Origin of the sequence: Polynucleobacter sp. VK25 (assembly GCF_018687355.1) — a bacterium.
In the GTDB taxonomy this organism is placed as follows: domain Bacteria; phylum Pseudomonadota; class Gammaproteobacteria; order Burkholderiales; family Burkholderiaceae; genus Polynucleobacter.
Window position 1 is genome coordinate 1111254 of the sequence record NZ_CP061288.1, and the last position, 16218, is coordinate 1127471.

The 16218-nt window shown below is 46.3% G+C and carries 17 protein-coding genes; 8 read left to right on the forward strand and 9 right to left on the reverse strand.

Features of this window, described 5'->3' with window-relative positions:
• The first annotated feature begins 23 nt into the window (after positions 1-23).
• The 4 genes from AOC21_RS05755 to purU all read left to right on the forward strand — a co-directional run bounded on the left by AOC21_RS05755 (position 24) and on the right by purU (position 4298).
• Positions 24-2501, forward strand: a complete 2478-nt coding sequence (locus tag AOC21_RS05755; RefSeq protein WP_251371466.1) for a penicillin acylase family protein — start codon at positions 24-26, stop codon at positions 2499-2501.
• A gap of 101 nt (positions 2502-2602) precedes the next feature.
• A complete protein-coding gene (locus AOC21_RS05760; RefSeq protein ID WP_215391064.1) occupies positions 2603-3007 on the forward strand; it encodes a surface-adhesin E family protein in 405 nt (134 codons plus the stop codon).
• 13 nt (positions 3008-3020) lie between these two features.
• Positions 3021-3368, forward strand: a complete 348-nt coding sequence (locus AOC21_RS05765) for a hypothetical protein (RefSeq protein ID WP_215391065.1) — start codon at positions 3021-3023, stop codon at positions 3366-3368.
• Between the two features lie 75 nt (positions 3369-3443).
• On the forward strand, positions 3444-4298 hold the full coding sequence (gene purU / locus AOC21_RS05770) for a formyltetrahydrofolate deformylase (protein ID WP_215391066.1): 855 nt from the start codon (positions 3444-3446) through the stop codon (positions 4296-4298).
• A 16-nt stretch (positions 4299-4314) separates the two neighbouring features.
• On the opposite strand, the gene soxA is transcribed toward purU, so the two are convergent.
• The 6 genes from soxA to AOC21_RS05800 form a co-directional block, all read right to left on the reverse strand.
• The gene (gene soxA / locus AOC21_RS05775; RefSeq protein WP_215391067.1) at positions 4315-5040 is read right to left on the reverse strand and encodes a sulfur oxidation c-type cytochrome SoxA; all 726 of its coding nucleotides are present in this window, start codon (positions 5038-5040) and stop codon (positions 4315-4317) included.
• 62 nt (positions 5041-5102) lie between these two features.
• Positions 5103-5432: a thiosulfate oxidation carrier complex protein SoxZ gene (locus AOC21_RS05780; RefSeq protein ID WP_215391068.1), complete on the reverse strand. Its 330-nt coding sequence runs from the start codon at positions 5430-5432 to the stop codon at positions 5103-5105.
• Complete coding sequence (locus tag AOC21_RS05785; RefSeq protein ID WP_215391069.1) at positions 5429-5905, reverse strand: SoxY-related AACIE arm protein; 477 nt, start codon at positions 5903-5905, stop codon at positions 5429-5431. Before AOC21_RS05785 ends, AOC21_RS05780 begins: the two co-directional genes overlap by 4 nt.
• Positions 5906-5916: 11 nt before the next feature.
• Positions 5917-6357, reverse strand: coding sequence for a sulfur oxidation c-type cytochrome SoxX (gene soxX, locus AOC21_RS05790; RefSeq protein ID WP_215392776.1), 441 nt, complete (start codon positions 6355-6357; stop codon positions 5917-5919).
• Between the two features lie 27 nt (positions 6358-6384).
• Entirely contained in the window at positions 6385-8601 is a 2217-nt protein-coding gene (locus tag AOC21_RS05795) for a xanthine dehydrogenase family protein molybdopterin-binding subunit (RefSeq protein WP_215391070.1), read from the reverse strand.
• 12 nt (positions 8602-8613) lie between these two features.
• Positions 8614-9063, reverse strand: a complete 450-nt coding sequence (locus AOC21_RS05800; protein WP_215391071.1) for a (2Fe-2S)-binding protein — start codon at positions 9061-9063, stop codon at positions 8614-8616.
• 126 nt (positions 9064-9189) lie between these two features.
• Between AOC21_RS05800 and AOC21_RS05805 the strand changes: the two genes are divergently transcribed.
• A complete protein-coding gene (locus AOC21_RS05805) occupies positions 9190-9537 on the forward strand; it encodes a CidA/LrgA family protein (protein ID WP_215391072.1) in 348 nt (115 codons plus the stop codon).
• Positions 9530-10258: an LrgB family protein gene (locus AOC21_RS05810; RefSeq protein ID WP_215391073.1), complete on the forward strand. Its 729-nt coding sequence runs from the start codon at positions 9530-9532 to the stop codon at positions 10256-10258. The genes AOC21_RS05805 and AOC21_RS05810 overlap by 8 nt, the downstream gene beginning before the upstream one ends.
• 11 nt (positions 10259-10269) lie before the next feature.
• Here the strand turns inward: AOC21_RS05810 and AOC21_RS05815 are convergent, their stop codons facing one another.
• The 3 genes from AOC21_RS05815 to AOC21_RS05825 are packed head-to-tail and all read right to left on the reverse strand — an operon-like array spanning position 10270 to position 13524.
• On the reverse strand, positions 10270-11247 hold the full coding sequence (locus AOC21_RS05815) for a tripartite tricarboxylate transporter substrate binding protein (protein WP_215391074.1): 978 nt from the start codon (positions 11245-11247) through the stop codon (positions 10270-10272).
• A 9-nt stretch (positions 11248-11256) separates the two neighbouring features.
• Positions 11257-12132 (reverse strand): oxaloacetate decarboxylase, encoded by an 876-nt coding sequence (locus tag AOC21_RS05820; RefSeq protein WP_215391075.1) that lies wholly within the window; start codon positions 12130-12132, stop codon positions 11257-11259.
• 39 nt (positions 12133-12171) lie between these two features.
• A complete protein-coding gene (locus AOC21_RS05825; protein ID WP_215391076.1) occupies positions 12172-13524 on the reverse strand; it encodes an aspartate aminotransferase family protein in 1353 nt (450 codons plus the stop codon).
• An 80-nt stretch (positions 13525-13604) separates the two neighbouring features.
• On the opposite strand from AOC21_RS05825, the gene AOC21_RS05830 reads away from it, so the two are divergent.
• A complete protein-coding gene (locus AOC21_RS05830) occupies positions 13605-14585 on the forward strand; it encodes a tripartite tricarboxylate transporter substrate binding protein (RefSeq protein ID WP_215391077.1) in 981 nt (326 codons plus the stop codon).
• 39 nt (positions 14586-14624) lie between these two features.
• Entirely contained in the window at positions 14625-16214 is a 1590-nt protein-coding gene (locus AOC21_RS05835) for a gamma-glutamyltransferase family protein (protein WP_215391078.1), read from the forward strand.
• Positions 16215-16218: the final 4 nt, after the last annotated feature.

Genomic DNA, 16218 nt, shown 5'->3' on the forward strand with positions numbered 1-16218 from the left:
GAGCTTCATAAAACATCTAAAATATGCCTATGAATTCACCGGCAAAATCATCTGGGGTCAGCAAACTTTTGCGATCCGTCTTTTGGCTAGTAGGCCTGTTTATTGTGATCGTTTTAGCAGTTGGTCTTGCTTATTTATATTTTGCGCAATCGAATATCTCTGGTAAGCGCACCATCAAAAGCCTAGGTGATTCGGTTGCCATCAGCTTTGACGAAGTAGACATTCCCCATATCAAAGCCAAAAGTCAGGCAGATGCCTACTTTGCCTTGGGTTACCTGCATGCGAGCGAACGTTCTTGGCAAATGGAAATGAATCGTCGCATTGCTAGTGGGCGTCTCTCCGAAATCCTCGGAAGCGATACGGTAAAAATTGATCGCTTTGTGCGCACACTAGGCGTCAAGAGAGCAGCGGAACGACAGTTTGATCGTTACCCTGTCTCCGCAAAAAGACTGCTGCAAGCCTATGCTGATGGCGTCAATGCTGGCAATGCGCAATTAGGGTGGGCTTTGCCAGTGGAGTATTTCTTGACTGGATCAAAACCAGGGCATTGGTCTCCAACGGATAGCGTCGCCTGGATGTTGATGATGGCATACGACCTTGGTGGCAATTGGCAGAAAGAATTGCAAAGACTGGAACTCTCCCAATATCTGACAACTAAACAAATTTGGGAAGTTGTTCCCCCTTATGAATCTAGTGAGCCAGTCAGCAATATGGATTTTTCCAAGCTCTATCGCGAACTCAAAGTCTTTCACCCCACTCCTGGCCCGACGGGAGCCAAACCCCAGAACCTACCGGCAACTGAACTAAGTCGCTGGGATCATCAGTGGGATCAAATGGGCGGCAAAGAGGGTATTGGCTCGAATAACTGGGCTCTGAGTGGAAAGCTCAGTGCTTCAGGCAAGCCATTGCTAGCCAATGATCCCCACTTAGGATTATCTGCCCCTGCTATTTGGTACTTTGCTCACCTTGAGGCGCCTGGCTTAAATGTGATTGGCAGCACCCTTCCAGGCATTCCGGCAGTTGTATTGGGTAGAACCGATAAGTTTGCATGGAGCTTTACGAATACCGGACCCGATGTTCAAGATTTATACATTGAACAAATTGATCCCAAGAATCCAGGTATGTATCGAGGACCAGATGGCCCACTCCCATTCAAAGTGCATCAAGAGATTATTGATGTCAAAGGCGCTCCATCTCTGACTTTCTTAGTAAAAGAAACTCGGCATGGCCCGGTCATATCGGAGTCGTATGCTCGCGCCAAACGCACGATTGATACAGATCGCTTTGCATTAGCACTACGTTGGACCGCACTTGATATCGAAAATCAATCCGTTGTTGGATTGCTGGACATGAATCGCGCCACTGACCTTGATCAATTTAAGCAAGCGCTGCGAAAAAATTATGCGCCAATGCAAAACGTAGTGATGGCTGATACAGAAGGGAATATTGCTTATCAGGCAGCTGGTGTAGCACCCAAACGAATTTTGCACCAAGGCTTATATGGTGTGGCACCAGCACTAGGCTGGGAGCGCCAATACGACTGGAATGGCTACGTGCCTTTTGAGCAACTCCCCGCCAGCAATAATCCTGAGCAAGGGTGGATAGCAACAGCTAATCAAAGAATTATTGCTGTTAATGATCCCAACCCTCTGACGGCTGATTGGGAATTACCAACGCGCTATGACCGCATCGTCGATCTCATTAAATCTAAGAATATTCACTCTGTGGATGATATGAAAACCATGCAAGGCGACACACTATCACTTGGAGCTACGCCGTTATTAGAGTTATTTAAATCCAGTCAAGGCTCTCACCCATTAAGCGCTAAAGCAATGGAGGTTGGCAAAACCTTTGACGGCAATATGAAAGTAGATAGCGCAGCAGCACTTCTCTTTAACGTATGGGCTGACCAATTAACACGTAACCTCTTCTCTAGATTAAGTTATATGTTTAGCGAAAATTATGGGTCGCGCAGCTACCGTGCACCACTCATGAATCAAGTCAAAAATCCTAATAGCCCGTGGTGTGATGACCCCAAGACAGAGCAAGTTGAATCTTGTCAGGAGTCATCTAATAAAGCACTTGATAAAGCCTTGGAATATTTAAGCAAGGAATATGGTGACGATCCTAAATCGTGGACCTGGGGCAAAGCCCATATCGCCATCTCAGAACATCGGCCCTTTAGCAAGGTTCCTGTACTGGGAAGCTTGTTCAATATCAAAACCCCCTTCCCTGGTGACGGCTACTCCATCAACGTTGGCAGGTTAGAGTTGGCACAATCTAAAAATCCTTATGAAACGCTACAAGCACCTAGCTTAAGGGCGGTCTACGATTTGTCGGATCTTGAGAAATCACTTTTTGTATATCAAACTGGTCAATCTGGATGGGTGCAAAGCAAGCTGTATCGCAATATGAACGCCTTATGGGCCAATAATGAATATCTGCCCTTGAAGATGAAGTCGGAAAATATTCAGCGCCAACTTGAATTAAACAATAAGTAAACATCCGAAAATATCTCGAAAGTTGACAAAAACAACACCCTGTAGTGTCACGATGAGTAAAATAACTCCATACTCTGATTAGTAAACTCAAAGGCTTTCCCATGAAAAAAATTTCTTCTCTTCTCCTTTTAAGCGCCGCTTTAACTTGCTCAGCCAATGCATTTGCTGAATGGCAAGAAGTAGGTAAAACAGAAACTTTTACACTCTACGCGGATACGGCTACGATTCAAAGACAAGGTGATAAAGCACAAATTATTTCCATGTTAGATTTTAGAAAGCCTGGACAAAATCCAAAAACTAAAGAAGTTGCAAACTCGCTTATTGGTCTAAATGAATTTGATTGCAGCGCCATCAAATATCGACCAATCGAATTTAAAGTATTTGCTGGAAATATGGGCAAAGGCAAAGTTGTAGAAGAACAAAAAACTCCAGATAGTGCTTTCGAAACCATTGAGAGTGGCTCATGGCCAGCCGGGGTCTTTAACGTTGCTTGTCGCTCTAAATAAAAGAGATCTAGCGGTGCTGAGGGCGTTTTTTTATTTAGCCCTAACTAGCTCGCTTATTTTCATTGTCGGCTGTGCCGCGCCTCTCGCTGCATTAAGCACTTCCAGCACGGCTGCTGCAAGTAGCGTTGGTGCTGCGGCTGTTGCGAATCCTGGAACTGCAGCAAGCTTAGCCTCTACTGCTGCAACAGGAAAATCCCCTTTAGAGCATGCAGCCTCTGCTGCCACCAAAAAAGAATGTAGCTTCTTTAACGTGATTGGCTCAAAACCAATCTGTGTCGAGGTGGTTCTGCCTACTATTACCGACAACAGCACACCCTTATTGGGGCCTGCGGATAAACCAAAGCAATCCGCCCAACAATAGCTGCGCTACCAAGCCCCTACCAAAGGGATAACAGTCTAAAATCAACCTTTATTAGCAATCTACCGACGATTTCATATGGCAACAGAAAATTACTACCTCACCCTTACCTGCCCCAATAAACCTGGCATCGTTGCTGCGGTTTCCACCTATATATTTGAGCTAGGCGGCGACATCGAAGAGGCTCAACAGTTTGATGACAAAGCGTCAAAGCGCTTTTTTATGCGCGTTAGCTTTAGCTGCCCTGCGAACGTAGATTCTTTAAGAGCCGGCTTTGTGGAGATTGCTAAGCGCTTTGAGCTAACTTGGGATTTACGTGCAGTCAAGGATCTCAAGCGCGTACTCATTATGGCCTCAAAGTTAGATCATTGTTTAGTTGATCTGCTTTATCGTTGGCGCATTGGTGAATTGCCTATGATTATTTGTGGCATTGTCTCGAACCACCCGCGTGATGTTTATGCCAGCATTGATTTTGCTGATATCCCCTTCTATCATTTACCAGTTACTCCTGATACCAAACCAGCGCAAGAAGCAAAACTCTTGGAAATCGTTGCAGAGTCTAAAGTGGATATGGTCATCCTGGCGCGCTATATGCAAATCTTGTCAGATGACTTATCCACTAAGCTCTCGGGTCGTTGCATTAACGTTCACCATTCATTCTTGCCAAGCTTTAAAGGTGCCAAGCCTTACCATCAAGCCCATGCTCGAGGTATCAAGCTGATTGGTGCTACTGCCCATTTTGTTACCAGTGATTTGGATGAAGGTCCGATTATTGAGCAAGACGTTACTCGCGTTACCCATGGCGACACTCCAGAAGACTTAGTGCGCAAGGGTCGCGACCTAGAACGCACCGTTCTCTCAAGGGCATTGCGCTACTACCTACATGATCGCGTTCTTATCAATGGTGCAACTTCGGTAGTCTTCTCCGACTAAGTACACTACAGATAGCTTAAGGTCTGACCCCCGGAGACTCTAGGGGCATGCCTCTAGCACGCCACATCAAAAACAACTCTAGCTGGGCCATTTCTGGTGAGCCATACTCAAACTGTTGCGCTCTCACACCGCTCATACAGTTACGCAGTCTTCGTTGCAATGAACCCAGAGTCTGCCACTCCAAGCGATAGATAGGATAAGCATTCGGATGCCCTTGTGGAATGAGGCTACCTCCAAGCTTTAAGCCCGCCCTATCTTCATGACATTGCGCACAAGATAAATTGAGCTGGCCCATGCGCTCATTAAATGTCTGCCGACCTTTTTTCATGAACCTTGCATTAATAGCATTTTCACTAACAGCTATCGGCATTCCTTTGGATTGAAAAGCAATAAAAGCGCTTAATGCCAAGAGATCTTTACTCTCGTAGCTTAATGGCGGCGATGATTGCGCACCTACTCGGCATTGATTGATTTGCCCCTCCAGGGTCTGTAACTTACCTTTGATTACCTTTGGAAATTGAGTCGCTACGCCACGCATTGTTTTTTTGGCATCGCCATGACATGTGTTGCAGGATTTATTTTGTGCCCCCATTTTCTGCTCCCACAAGGACTCTCCATCGCCCACCCAAAACACAGCAGGATTTAATAAGGGATCATCTTGCATCCCCTTATTTTCAGCAGACATCAATTCATAACTGGATTGCTGTGTTGGCGAAGCTGAATGTGCCACCCCGATGCTCATGAGGTTAGCCAGTATTAGGCAAATACCACCTAGTAAATGAGAGAAATAAGACGTCCGCTTAATCACGAAACAGTAATGCGTGCCTGGTTGATAGCCTCATATCCATCGTCTCCGACCCACTTAAATTCTAAGGTACCGGACTCTACAGCAATGGTAGTAAAGATGATTAAGGGGTTTGCGCCAACACCAGAATAGAAATCTGCTTTAAAGATTTCTACATTGTTATAGGTACAGGTAAAGGTGCGAATAATTTCTCGAGGAATGAGTTTGCCGCCCTCGGTATAGCGAAAGCCCGACTCCATATCATGCTGCGCAATCGCACGAATCTCAATAATGGAATCTTTTTTTGCCGTTGCCGGCATAGTGATGGAGGTCCGGGATGTCTTACTCATACCATCTCCGTACATGCTGAAAGAGTTACCAAGGTATCAGCAGAACCCTGCCAATAACTTCCATTACTCATCTGCGCAATAGCCCAGACTTTTTGGCTATCAGCCAAACGAACGCGCGTTGTAATGTTGGCAGTACCAGATCTTGGGCTGAGATAAACAGTAAAAATGTTAGGCAAAGGATTTCCTTCGGCGACGACATGAATAGTCTTGACGTAATCACTGGCTGTCATAGGGCTATCTACACTGACCTTTAATACAACTAAGTTACCGTTCTCTACCAGCGGCGGTATGGTTAAAGTCACCTTACCTTCACGTATAGCAGCACCACCGGTGATTTTTTTAATCGCCTCATCAGCATCTTCTTTTTTAGCAAAGGCTGACATTGGGTTTACACAAAAACCCAGGGCCAACAACCCCAGACCCCGAACTTGCTTGAGCCAATGGCGACGATGATTATGAATAGTTTTCTTCATCAGAATTTCAGTTAATTAGGATTATTTAAAGTCATTAGGAAAGAAACGACATCTTCAATTTCTTGGCCATTTAATATGGTTTGCCCAACGAATTTAGGCGCTACGCGATTCAGATGACTCGTTTGATAATAGGCGGGCATGATGGTCTGGGGATTAAAGTGCGCAGCATTGACAATACGAGCTCTTAATTGAGGTGCATTTAAACGTGCAACACTCGCTTTAAGCTCTGGCGCCAAGTTTCCCTGAAAACGCTCCTCAGGAAATGGACCACTATGGCACAACAAACATAAACCCGTTTGACGACTAGCCACAATTGCCCTGCCACGCACTGGATTACCAGGTTCAGTAGAAAGGGATTCGAAAATCGAATCCCTTTTAACCACTTGAGCATGAGCAGTACTGAAATCGAGGATGCCTAGCAATAAAAATGCTAGTGCAATCCTCTTTTTCATTGGCACTGGTTCACTTTTAGCTGACGCTTAAACCAACTTGATGCCACTATTTTTCAATGGCACAGTGCGCAAGCGCTTGCCCGTTGCGCGGTAAATAGCATTCAAAACAGCTGGTGCCGCTACCGCAATCGTTGGCTCGCCGACACCACCCCATTCTTTGCCACCACCTTGAATAATGATGGTTTCAACTTTAGGCATCTGATAGAGGCGAATCGAGTTAAAGGTATCAAAGTTCTTTTGTACAACAGCACCCTTTTCGATAGTAATTTCTTCTTCGAATAAAGCTGACAAGCCGTAGACAAATGAACCAGATACCTGACGGGCAACTTGTGCAGGATTGACTACATAGCCTGGGTCAGTTGCAGCAACAAAGCGATGAATCTTCACTTCATTACCGTTAGTCACTGAAAGCTCGCAGGCTGCAGCTACATAACTACCGAATGAACGCATTTGCGCTACACCACGGAATACACCAGGGGCTGCAGGTTTAGTCCAGCCAATGCCATCGGCTACAGCATTGAGAACAGCAATTGCGCGTGGATGATTTCCCATATGCTTACGACGGAATTCCACAGCATCTACCCCTGTTGCCTCAGCCATCTCATCCATAAAGGTTTCGATGAAGACTGCGTTTTGATTCACGTTCACGCCACGCCAAAATCCTGGTGGCACATGAGTGTTACGCATCGCGTGATCAATAGTAATGTTAGGGAAACTATAGGTAAAGCCATGCTCACCGCTATCATCAAGACCTTGGAAAGCCAGTGGATCTTTACCTTTATTTGCCGCAACTACAGCAGGGCGTACTGCCGCCAAAATAGATTGGCCTGACAAACGCATATTAATGCCAGTGATGTTCTTCTTGCTATCAATACCAGCAGTCAACTTACACATCATGACAGGATGGTAGCGCCCTTGAGTCATATCCTCTTCGCGTGTCCAAATCAACTTGATTGGAGTGCCTGGCATTTGCTTGGCAATATTCACCGCTTGCGTGGTGTAGTCCTGGAAGGCGCCACGACGACCAAAACCGCCGCCAAGGTTTACCTTATACACATTGCATTTCTCTGCAGGAAGTCCAGAAGCAGCAATCACAGCAGCTAAGGAGGCTTCACCGTCCTGAGTTGGTACCCATGCTTCGCAGGAGTCAGTAGTCCACTTAGCTGTGGCTGTCTGTGGCTCTAGGGTTGCATGATTTAAAAATGGGTAGAAGTAAGTGGCTTCTAAAGTTTTAGATGCACTTGCGATACCAGAATTACTGTCGCCATGCTTGTTATGCACAAAAGCATCATCAGCATTTAAGCCCTCTTCCAACATCTTCTTAATGGAAGCGCTAGAGACATTGCCATTAGCGCCGTTATCCCAAACAATGTTCACTTGATCTAAAGCGGTTTTAGCTTGCCAGAACGTATCTGCAACGACCGCTACTGCTGAGTCGCCAACTTGAACTACTTTCTTGACGCCCTTCATAGATTGCGCTTTAGTCGCGTCGTAGCTTTTTACTTTGCCACCAAATACTGGAGACTCTTTAATATTAGCTACCAACATACCTGGCATCTTTAAGTCAATGGCATAGACCTGCTTACCAGTGACCTTGTCGGCAACGCCATCAATACGGTTTACAGGCTTACCAATCAACTGCCACTCTTTAGGATCTTTCAATGGCACTTCTTTTGGCACTTCTAACTGAGATGCGGCAACAGAAACCTTACCGAAGGTTGTTTTCTTGCCTGATGGAGTGTGCGTGATGACACTATCTTTTGCTACGCACTCTGCAGCAGGGACATTCCATTGATTGGCTGCAGCCTGGATCAACATCATGCGTGCAGCAGCGCCACCTTTGCGAACATACTGCTCTGAAGTACGAATGCCACGGCTACCACCAGTGGAGTAACTACCCCATGCTAGCTTGCGCTTAAGATTCTCGGCAGGTGATGGATAGTCATAAGAGACTTTTTTCCAATCACATTGCAATTCTTCAGCAACCATCTGAGCTAGGCCAGTAATGGTGCCCTGACCCATTTCCGAGCGAACGATACGCACAACAACATCATCATTTGGTTTCACCACAACCCAGATTCCAATTTCTGGGCTGGCCAATGGCGTCATTGCTGTCGTGCCTGTACCCATAGCTGCATGAGCCGCGGACATAAAAGAGAAGTCAAAGCCAATCGCCAAACCCGTAGCAATTGCACTAGAGCCAATAACGAAGTGGCGGCGGGAAGTATTTGTATTTGTAGTCATTTATATTTCCCCTTAAGCCTTGCTAACCGCGTGAATCGCTTCGCGCACTTGCTGGAAGGTGCCGCAACGGCAAATATTGGTAACGGCTGCATCAATTTGGGCATCCGTTGGCTTTGGTGTGTTGCGCAATAAAGCGGTAGTTGCCATCACCATGCCAGATTGACAGTAGCCACACTGCGGCACTTGGTTGTCAACCCAAGCTTTTTGAACTTTAGAAAGCTGGCCATTCTTTTCCAAGCTTTCAATGGTCTCGATCTTTTTGCCTTCTGCTGCAGCAACAGGAATAGAGCAGCTACGAATAGCTTGACCTTCAAATAAAACGGTGCAGGCACCACATTGACCTACGCCACAGCCATATTTAGTACCGGTCAAACCGATTTGTTCACGAATCACCCAAAGCAATGGGGTATCTGGATCAACATCCACCTTGTACTTTTTGCCATTGACATTCAAATCAGCCATTAGTGCTCTCCTGTAAATTCTTTTATGTTTGGGATATTTGAATTACCCCTGCTTTTGGTGTGTTTATCTTAACCAAGAATTGATTTATTGCTATGCAACATAAATTATGGGCTGTAAGATCAAGCCATGATTTTTGGTTTGGTACAAATCCTTCTTTTTCAGAGCCTTGGCGAACTGGTTTCCAAGTTCCTTTTGCCGACCCTACCAGGCCCAGTCATTGGGCTGGTTCTTCTAGTTCTGTGGCTTGTTCTGCGTAAGGGCATTAATTCCGAGCTGGCTTTAGTGGCTGATGGCTTTAGCCAGTACCTTGGTCTGCTTTTTGTGCCGGCCGCTGTAGGTGTGGTGCTTTTCTTACCGCAACTCCAAGCCAATGCATTAGCCATCATCAGCGCATTGCTTGGTAGCGTCATTTTGACCATTGCCTCAAGCGCTTTTGTGGCGCGTCTCCTGAGCAAGAAGGAATCTCATGAGTGAAAAACACTCCATTGTTGAGATTTGGGTTTATTTATCGGGTAGCCCGCTGTTTGCCTTATTCATTACGCTGGCTGCTTATCAGATTGGATTGAGTATTTATAAGGCAACGCATCAAAATCCACTTGCCAATCCCGTAGCGATTGCCATTCTGATTGTGGCTAGCATGATTCAATTCATTGAGATGCCCTACTCCACCTACTTTGAGGGTGCTCAGTTTATTCACTTCTTATTGGGCTCTGCGACAGTATCTTTGGCTATTCCCATTTATCGCGGCTTAAGCAGTCTCAAAGGTCGTTCTCTACCTTTAATCGCATCGCTTTGTACTGGCGGTCTAGTCTCCATCATTAGCGCTGTAGGTATAGCAACTCTTTTGGGTGCAGACTCAAGCATTACCGGCGCCATGTATCCCAAATCAGTCACAGCACCAATTGCCATGGGTATTGCAGAACGTATTGGCGTCTCCCCAACGCTAACTGCGATTTTTGCAGTCAGCACCGGAATACTGGGGGCAATCTTGGCGCCGTTTGTTCTAAATGCATTGGGCATGAAGGCTTGGTGGCAAAGAGGCTTTGCTATTGGCATTGGCGCGCATGGTATTGGCACTTCACGAGCTTTTAGCATTCATCCAGAAGCAGGGACATATGCCAGCCTAGCAATGGGAATGAACGGCGTGGTGAGCGCCGTTGCTATCCCCATCATTTATCACTTATTTAATAAATAAGACAATACAACCTAGTCAGATTTCATATTCGCCGCCTTGACGATAGGCGCGAAGCGAATTAAGTCACCCTTGATTTGCTCGCCAAACTTTTCTGGCGTTCCTGGAGTTGGGGTGATGCCCATCGCAAATAGCCTAGCCTTACCTTCTGTTGAATTCAGGATCTCATTGAGTGCTTGATTCAATTTCATGATGATAGGCTTTGGCGTTTTTGCTGGGGCCAGCAACCCGACCCAGTCATCAATGACAAAGTCTTTAACACCACCTTCTATAAAGGTTGGCACGTCAGGCATGCTTGCACTTCTTTTTGCACTAGATACCGCAATCGCCTTAATGCGTCCAGAGCTTACATACTGATTCGCCCCTGCGACTGCTGTGTATACCAGAGGAATATTTCCGCCCAACAAATCTAGCAATGCTTGGCCACCACCCTTGTAAGGAATATGAACTAAGTTTGCACCTGATTTTTGCTTAAATAATTCACCAGCAATATTTGGCGTGCCTCCAGTACCTGATGTTCCGTAAGACAAGCCATTGGGATTCTTTTTAGATATCTCAATCACATCAGACAAGCTCTTTCCAGGAAAATCATTATTGGCAACCAATATCAATATGGCATCACCAATTTTTCCTATTGGAGCAAAATCCTTGACGCTATCAAATGGAACCTTATCCGATAGCGTTGGGTTAATGGACAGGGTACCGGCGTAACCCAATAACAAGGTATACCCATCAGGCTCAGCAGAAGCAACCATTTGAGTGCCGATATTTCCTGAAGCGCCTGGCTTGTTATCTGCAATGACTTGCTGCCCTAACTTCAGTGAAAGTTGCTCAGCAATAAAACGACCTGAAGTATCAGTAACGCCGCCTGGAGTAAATGGAATGATTAAGCGTATGGGGCGATTAGGGTAATTCGATTGCGCGTGTCCAAGCGCAGGAATCAGAAACCCAAACGAGATGACGGTGCATGCAAGTAAACGATGTAATTTCATAACTACCCTTTATTTAGTCTCGACAAAACGTTTTTCAAACTCCCATACATCCTCAAAACCCATCAACTGAGAGAGATCACCAAAATCATATAAGTCCACTGGATTGCTAATGGATGAACCAGTGTCCTTGAAGTGCTCATACACTTTTGTCATTGCCTGAACAGAGGCTAACAAGGATGTCACTGGAAAGATTGCAATCTTATAACCCAACTCTTCTAGCTCTAGCTTTGATAAAACAGGTGTTCTACCTTTTTCAACCATATTGGCAATCAAGGGATGCTCAGGAAAGGCTTGACCAATACGTCTCATCTCATCTTGACTCTCTGGGGACTCAATAAATAAGATATCTGCACCAGCACGAGCATACGCCTCGCCGCGTCGAAGCGCCTCATCCAATCCCAATGTAGTTCTGGCATCAGTTCTAGCAATAATTTTGAACTGAGGATCGGTACGTGAAGCTACGGCTACTTCAATTTTCTTCACCATATCTTGTATTGGAATGACTCTTCGTCCAGGTGTGTGCCCGCATTTCTTTGGAAACTCCTGATCCTCCAACTGAATGGCTACAGCACCTGCATCCTCATAACCCCGCATGGTATGACGCACATTCAATAATCCGCCATAACCAGTGTCGCCATCAGCAATTAAGGGGGTCTTTGCCATTCCCGCCATCGCAGTAACTCGACCGACCATTTCGGTATAAGTTGCCAAACCTGCATCTGGCAGGCCCAATAAGGAGGCAACGGTTCCATAGCCCGTCATGTACAGCGCATCAAAATTCATACGGTCTGCAAGGCGCAACGACACCATCTCGTATACGCCTGGAGCAACGATTAATCCAGGTTTAGCAAGTCTTTCTGAAAATCTTATTCTTTGAGTAGTCATGTCTCTTCCGTTTTTAACAATATTTGTTCGAGTAATTTCTTATGCATTTATTTTCATTGCGACATCAATCGCATCACCCAACACGCTGCATAAAAATTCAACTTCTTCAGGTTTCGAAATAAATGGCGGACCCACAGCGATTGCATCGCCTGCTACACGAACAAGCGCACCTCTTTCGATACAAGCTTCGAGTACCTTCATTGAACGAAGGCCTGGCTTCCCTGGAACAGGGTCAAGCTCAACGGCGCCCGATAACCCAAAATTACGAATGTCTAAAATCCCCGACTTGCCCTTTAAGGCATGCAAACCATTTTCCAGAACAGGCTCAAGCGCCTTGGCTCGATTCACTAAATCATCCGACTCAAAGATGTCCAACACAGCATGACCTGCAGCTGCTGGTATCGGATGACCTGAATAGGTATAGCCATGGAAAAACTCAATCGCTTGCTCTTGACCGCCGTTGGCAATGATGTTGTCGTAGATATCACCTCGCACGATCACACCGCCCATTGGAATGATGCCGTTGGTAATTCCTTTGGCAAAGGTAATCATGTCAGGAGTCACCCCAAAGCGATCAGCCCCAAAGTTTGCGCCCAAGCGACCAAAGCCAGTGATGACCTCATCAAAGATCAATAAAATGCCGTGCTTAGTACAGATCTCGCGAATCTTTTGTAAATAGCCATCTGGCGGCACGATGACTCCAGTAGATCCTTGTACAGGCTCCATGATGACCGCAGCAATCGTATTGGCATCATGAAGTGCAACTATCTTTTCCAACTCTTCCGCTAAGTGAGCCCCCCACTTTGGCTGCCCTCTTGAGAACGCCATTTGCGAAAGGTTTAACGTGTGTGGCAAATGATCTACTCCGGGAATCATCATGCTGGCAAACATTTTGCGATTGGCGACCATACCACCCACAGAGATACCTGCAATGCCAACGCCGTGATAAGCGCGGTCTCGCCCAATGAGTCGGATACGAGATGCATTACCCATCACGCGGTGATAACCGATTGCAATTTTCAAGGCAGTATCAACCGCCTCAGAGCCAGAGTTTGTAAAAAAGACTTTATCTAGACCCTCTGGTGCCATTTTGGCAATTCGACTCGCCAAGCTAAAAGTAGTTTCGCTAGCCATCTGAAACGCAGGGCAATAGTCCATGGTTTCAAACTGCTTCTGAATGGCTGCACCAATACGTGGATCTGCATGCCCCAATGGGGAGCACCAAAGCCCCGATAAGCCATCAAACAGCTTACGCCCCTGATCATCAAAGTAGTAAGCTCCTTTGGCAGACTGCATGATCTTCGGGTGATGCTGGAAATATCGGTTAGGAGTGAACGGCAGCCAATAGGCTGACATATCAACACCACTGGCGGTCTTGTTCTGCGCTGTCATCTGTCTCTCTTGTATTTTTTATATAAACTGCATTTGTAATATCCAATACTATATTACCCATTGACCTTACGGACACTGAAATGACCATCCTGAAATCCCCTCTTTTATGCCTTTGTGCCCTTCTATCTTTAGCTGGCTCGGCTTTTGCTGCCCCAGACACCGATTGGCCTAAAAAACCAATTGTTGCGATTGTCTCTTTTCCAGCAGGCGGTTCCACCGATATCTTTGCACGCAGCGTAACCGCCCCCTTAGCGGAGGCCTTAGGGCAATCCATTGTTGTTGAGAACAAACCTGGAGCTGGCGGCATGATTGGCTTGCAAGCCGCAGCTAAAGCGGCGCCTGATGGCTACACTATCCACATTAGCGCATTGACTAACCAGTCAATCTCTTTAGCCTTATTTAAAAATCCGCCGGCTGATTTGCAAAAAGACTTTGCACCAGTTGCATTAATTGGAACGATTCCACACCTAATCGTTGTGAATCCAAGTGTTCCAGCAAAAAATCTCCCAGAGCTTATTGCCTTCATTAAGTCGAAAAAGGGTGACTTTAATTACGCATCACAAGGTAATGGCAGTCTCTCGCATTTAGAGTCCACTTTATTCATGCAACGTATCGGCGCAACTGGTACTCACATTCCATACAAAGGAAGCAGCTTCGCCTTGCCTGATTTGATTGCAGGCAACACTCTGATGATGTTTGACAGCGTGACAGCATCGCTCCCCCATATCCAAAGTGGCAAGCTACGTCCAATCGCCATAGCTGCTGCAGAACGCTCTCCTTTAATGCCGAACGTTCCTACCTTGGGGCAGGATGGCATGAAACAGTTTGATGTTGAAAATTTTTATGCCGTTTACGTGCCTAAGGCCACATCTCCTGCGATTATTGCTAAATTAGAAAGAGAGATCCGGAAGATTTTGACTAATCCAGATTTCAAAGCACGCATGGCAGCCCAAGGCATTCATCCGCAGTTTGCAAACTCTGAGAGATTATCTGAAATCACCGCAAGTGAGGCCAGTAAATGGGATAAGGCTGTAAAGTCAGCAAATATTAAGATTGACTGATACTAATCATTAGCCGCATTGAATAAGCAGAAAAATACTATGTTGATATCCCCACCCTTTGGCGGCGGTCGCGCGCCTGTTCTAGCCAGAAACACTGTTGCAAGCTCTCAACCACTTGCTACACAAGCTGGTATTGAAGCCTTGCAGAATGGGGGTAATGCTGTTGATGCTGCGCTAGCAACCGCAATCACACTCACTGTTGTTGAGCCTACGATGAATGGCATCGGTGGAGATGGTTTTGCAATTCTTTGGGATGGCAAGAAAATGCATGGCTTAAATGCTTCTGGTCGTGCGCCAGCAGCCTGGAAGCCGGAATATTTTGCTGGTAAAGCCGAAATGGATCTCATTGGCTGGAATACAGTCACCGTCCCCGGCATGGTTGCAGGCTGGATTGAGCTCTCCAGAAAGTTTGGCAAGCTACCCTTCGCTCAATTATTTACACGAGCAATCGACTATGCAGAAAATGGCTTTCCAGTCTCCCCTGTTATCGCCCGTCAATGGCGCGAAGCGATTCCGATTCTGAAAAATCAGCCGGGCTTTACAGAATCTTTTTTGATTGACGGTAAATCACCTCAAGCAGGTCAGATCTGGAAATATCCTGCACAAGCTAAGACCTTGAGAGAAATTGCTGCCACTGAAGGTGAATCTTTTTACAAGGGTCCACTTGCACAGAGCATGGTGGACTTTGCCCAAGCTACCGGTGGTTGCTTCACCATGCAAGATTTTGCTGATAACAAGCCGGAGTGGGTAGAGCCTCTCGCCTTTGATTATGGCGACTATACCCTCCATGAAATTCCACCCAATGGTTCAGGCATTGCCGCACAAATTGCTTTAGGTATTTTGCAAGCAGCTAATGTGAAGCAATATCCAGCCAATTCAGCGCAACGTATCCACCTGCAGATTGAAGCGATGCGGATGGCATTTGCCGATGTCTATGCTTATGTCTCTGATGCGCGCTCCATGCAAATGCCAGTGAGCTCCCTATTGGATCAGGATTACTTAGCTAGTCGCGCTGCCCTCATTGATCACAACCAGGCTGGTAGCTATGGCCCAGGTGATCCACACTCAGGAGGCACTGTTTATCTTTGCGCCGCCGATGCATCCGGTATGATGATCTCCTATATTCAGTCAAACTTTAAAGGGTTTGGTTCTGGCGTAGTAGCGCCAGGAGGTATTGCTTTTCATAATCGCGGTATGAGTTTCAGACTTGAGGACGGCCACCCCAATCAAGTTGCCCCAGGAAAGCGCCCTTTCCACACGATTCTTCCGGCCTTCCTGACTAAGGACGGTAAACCGACCATGGCATTTGGTGTCATGGGTGGCAATATGCAACCCCAAGGGCATATTCAGTTTGTGATGCGCTTTGTAGATGAATACCTCAATCCACAAGCCTGCTCTGATGCGCCACGCTGGCGTATTGATGATGTAGGCAAGCTCACCGTTGAAGCATCAATGCCATCTAGTGTTGTAGAAGGATTGAAAACTCTAGGTCACGAAGTTGCCGTGCAACCTGCTAACAGTTTGGATTTTGGCAGTGCGCAAGCAATTGCAAAGCTTACTGAAGATACTGATTCAGCATTTATCGCTGGTAGCGATCATCGTAGAGATGGATTGGCGGCTGGGTTTTAATCAG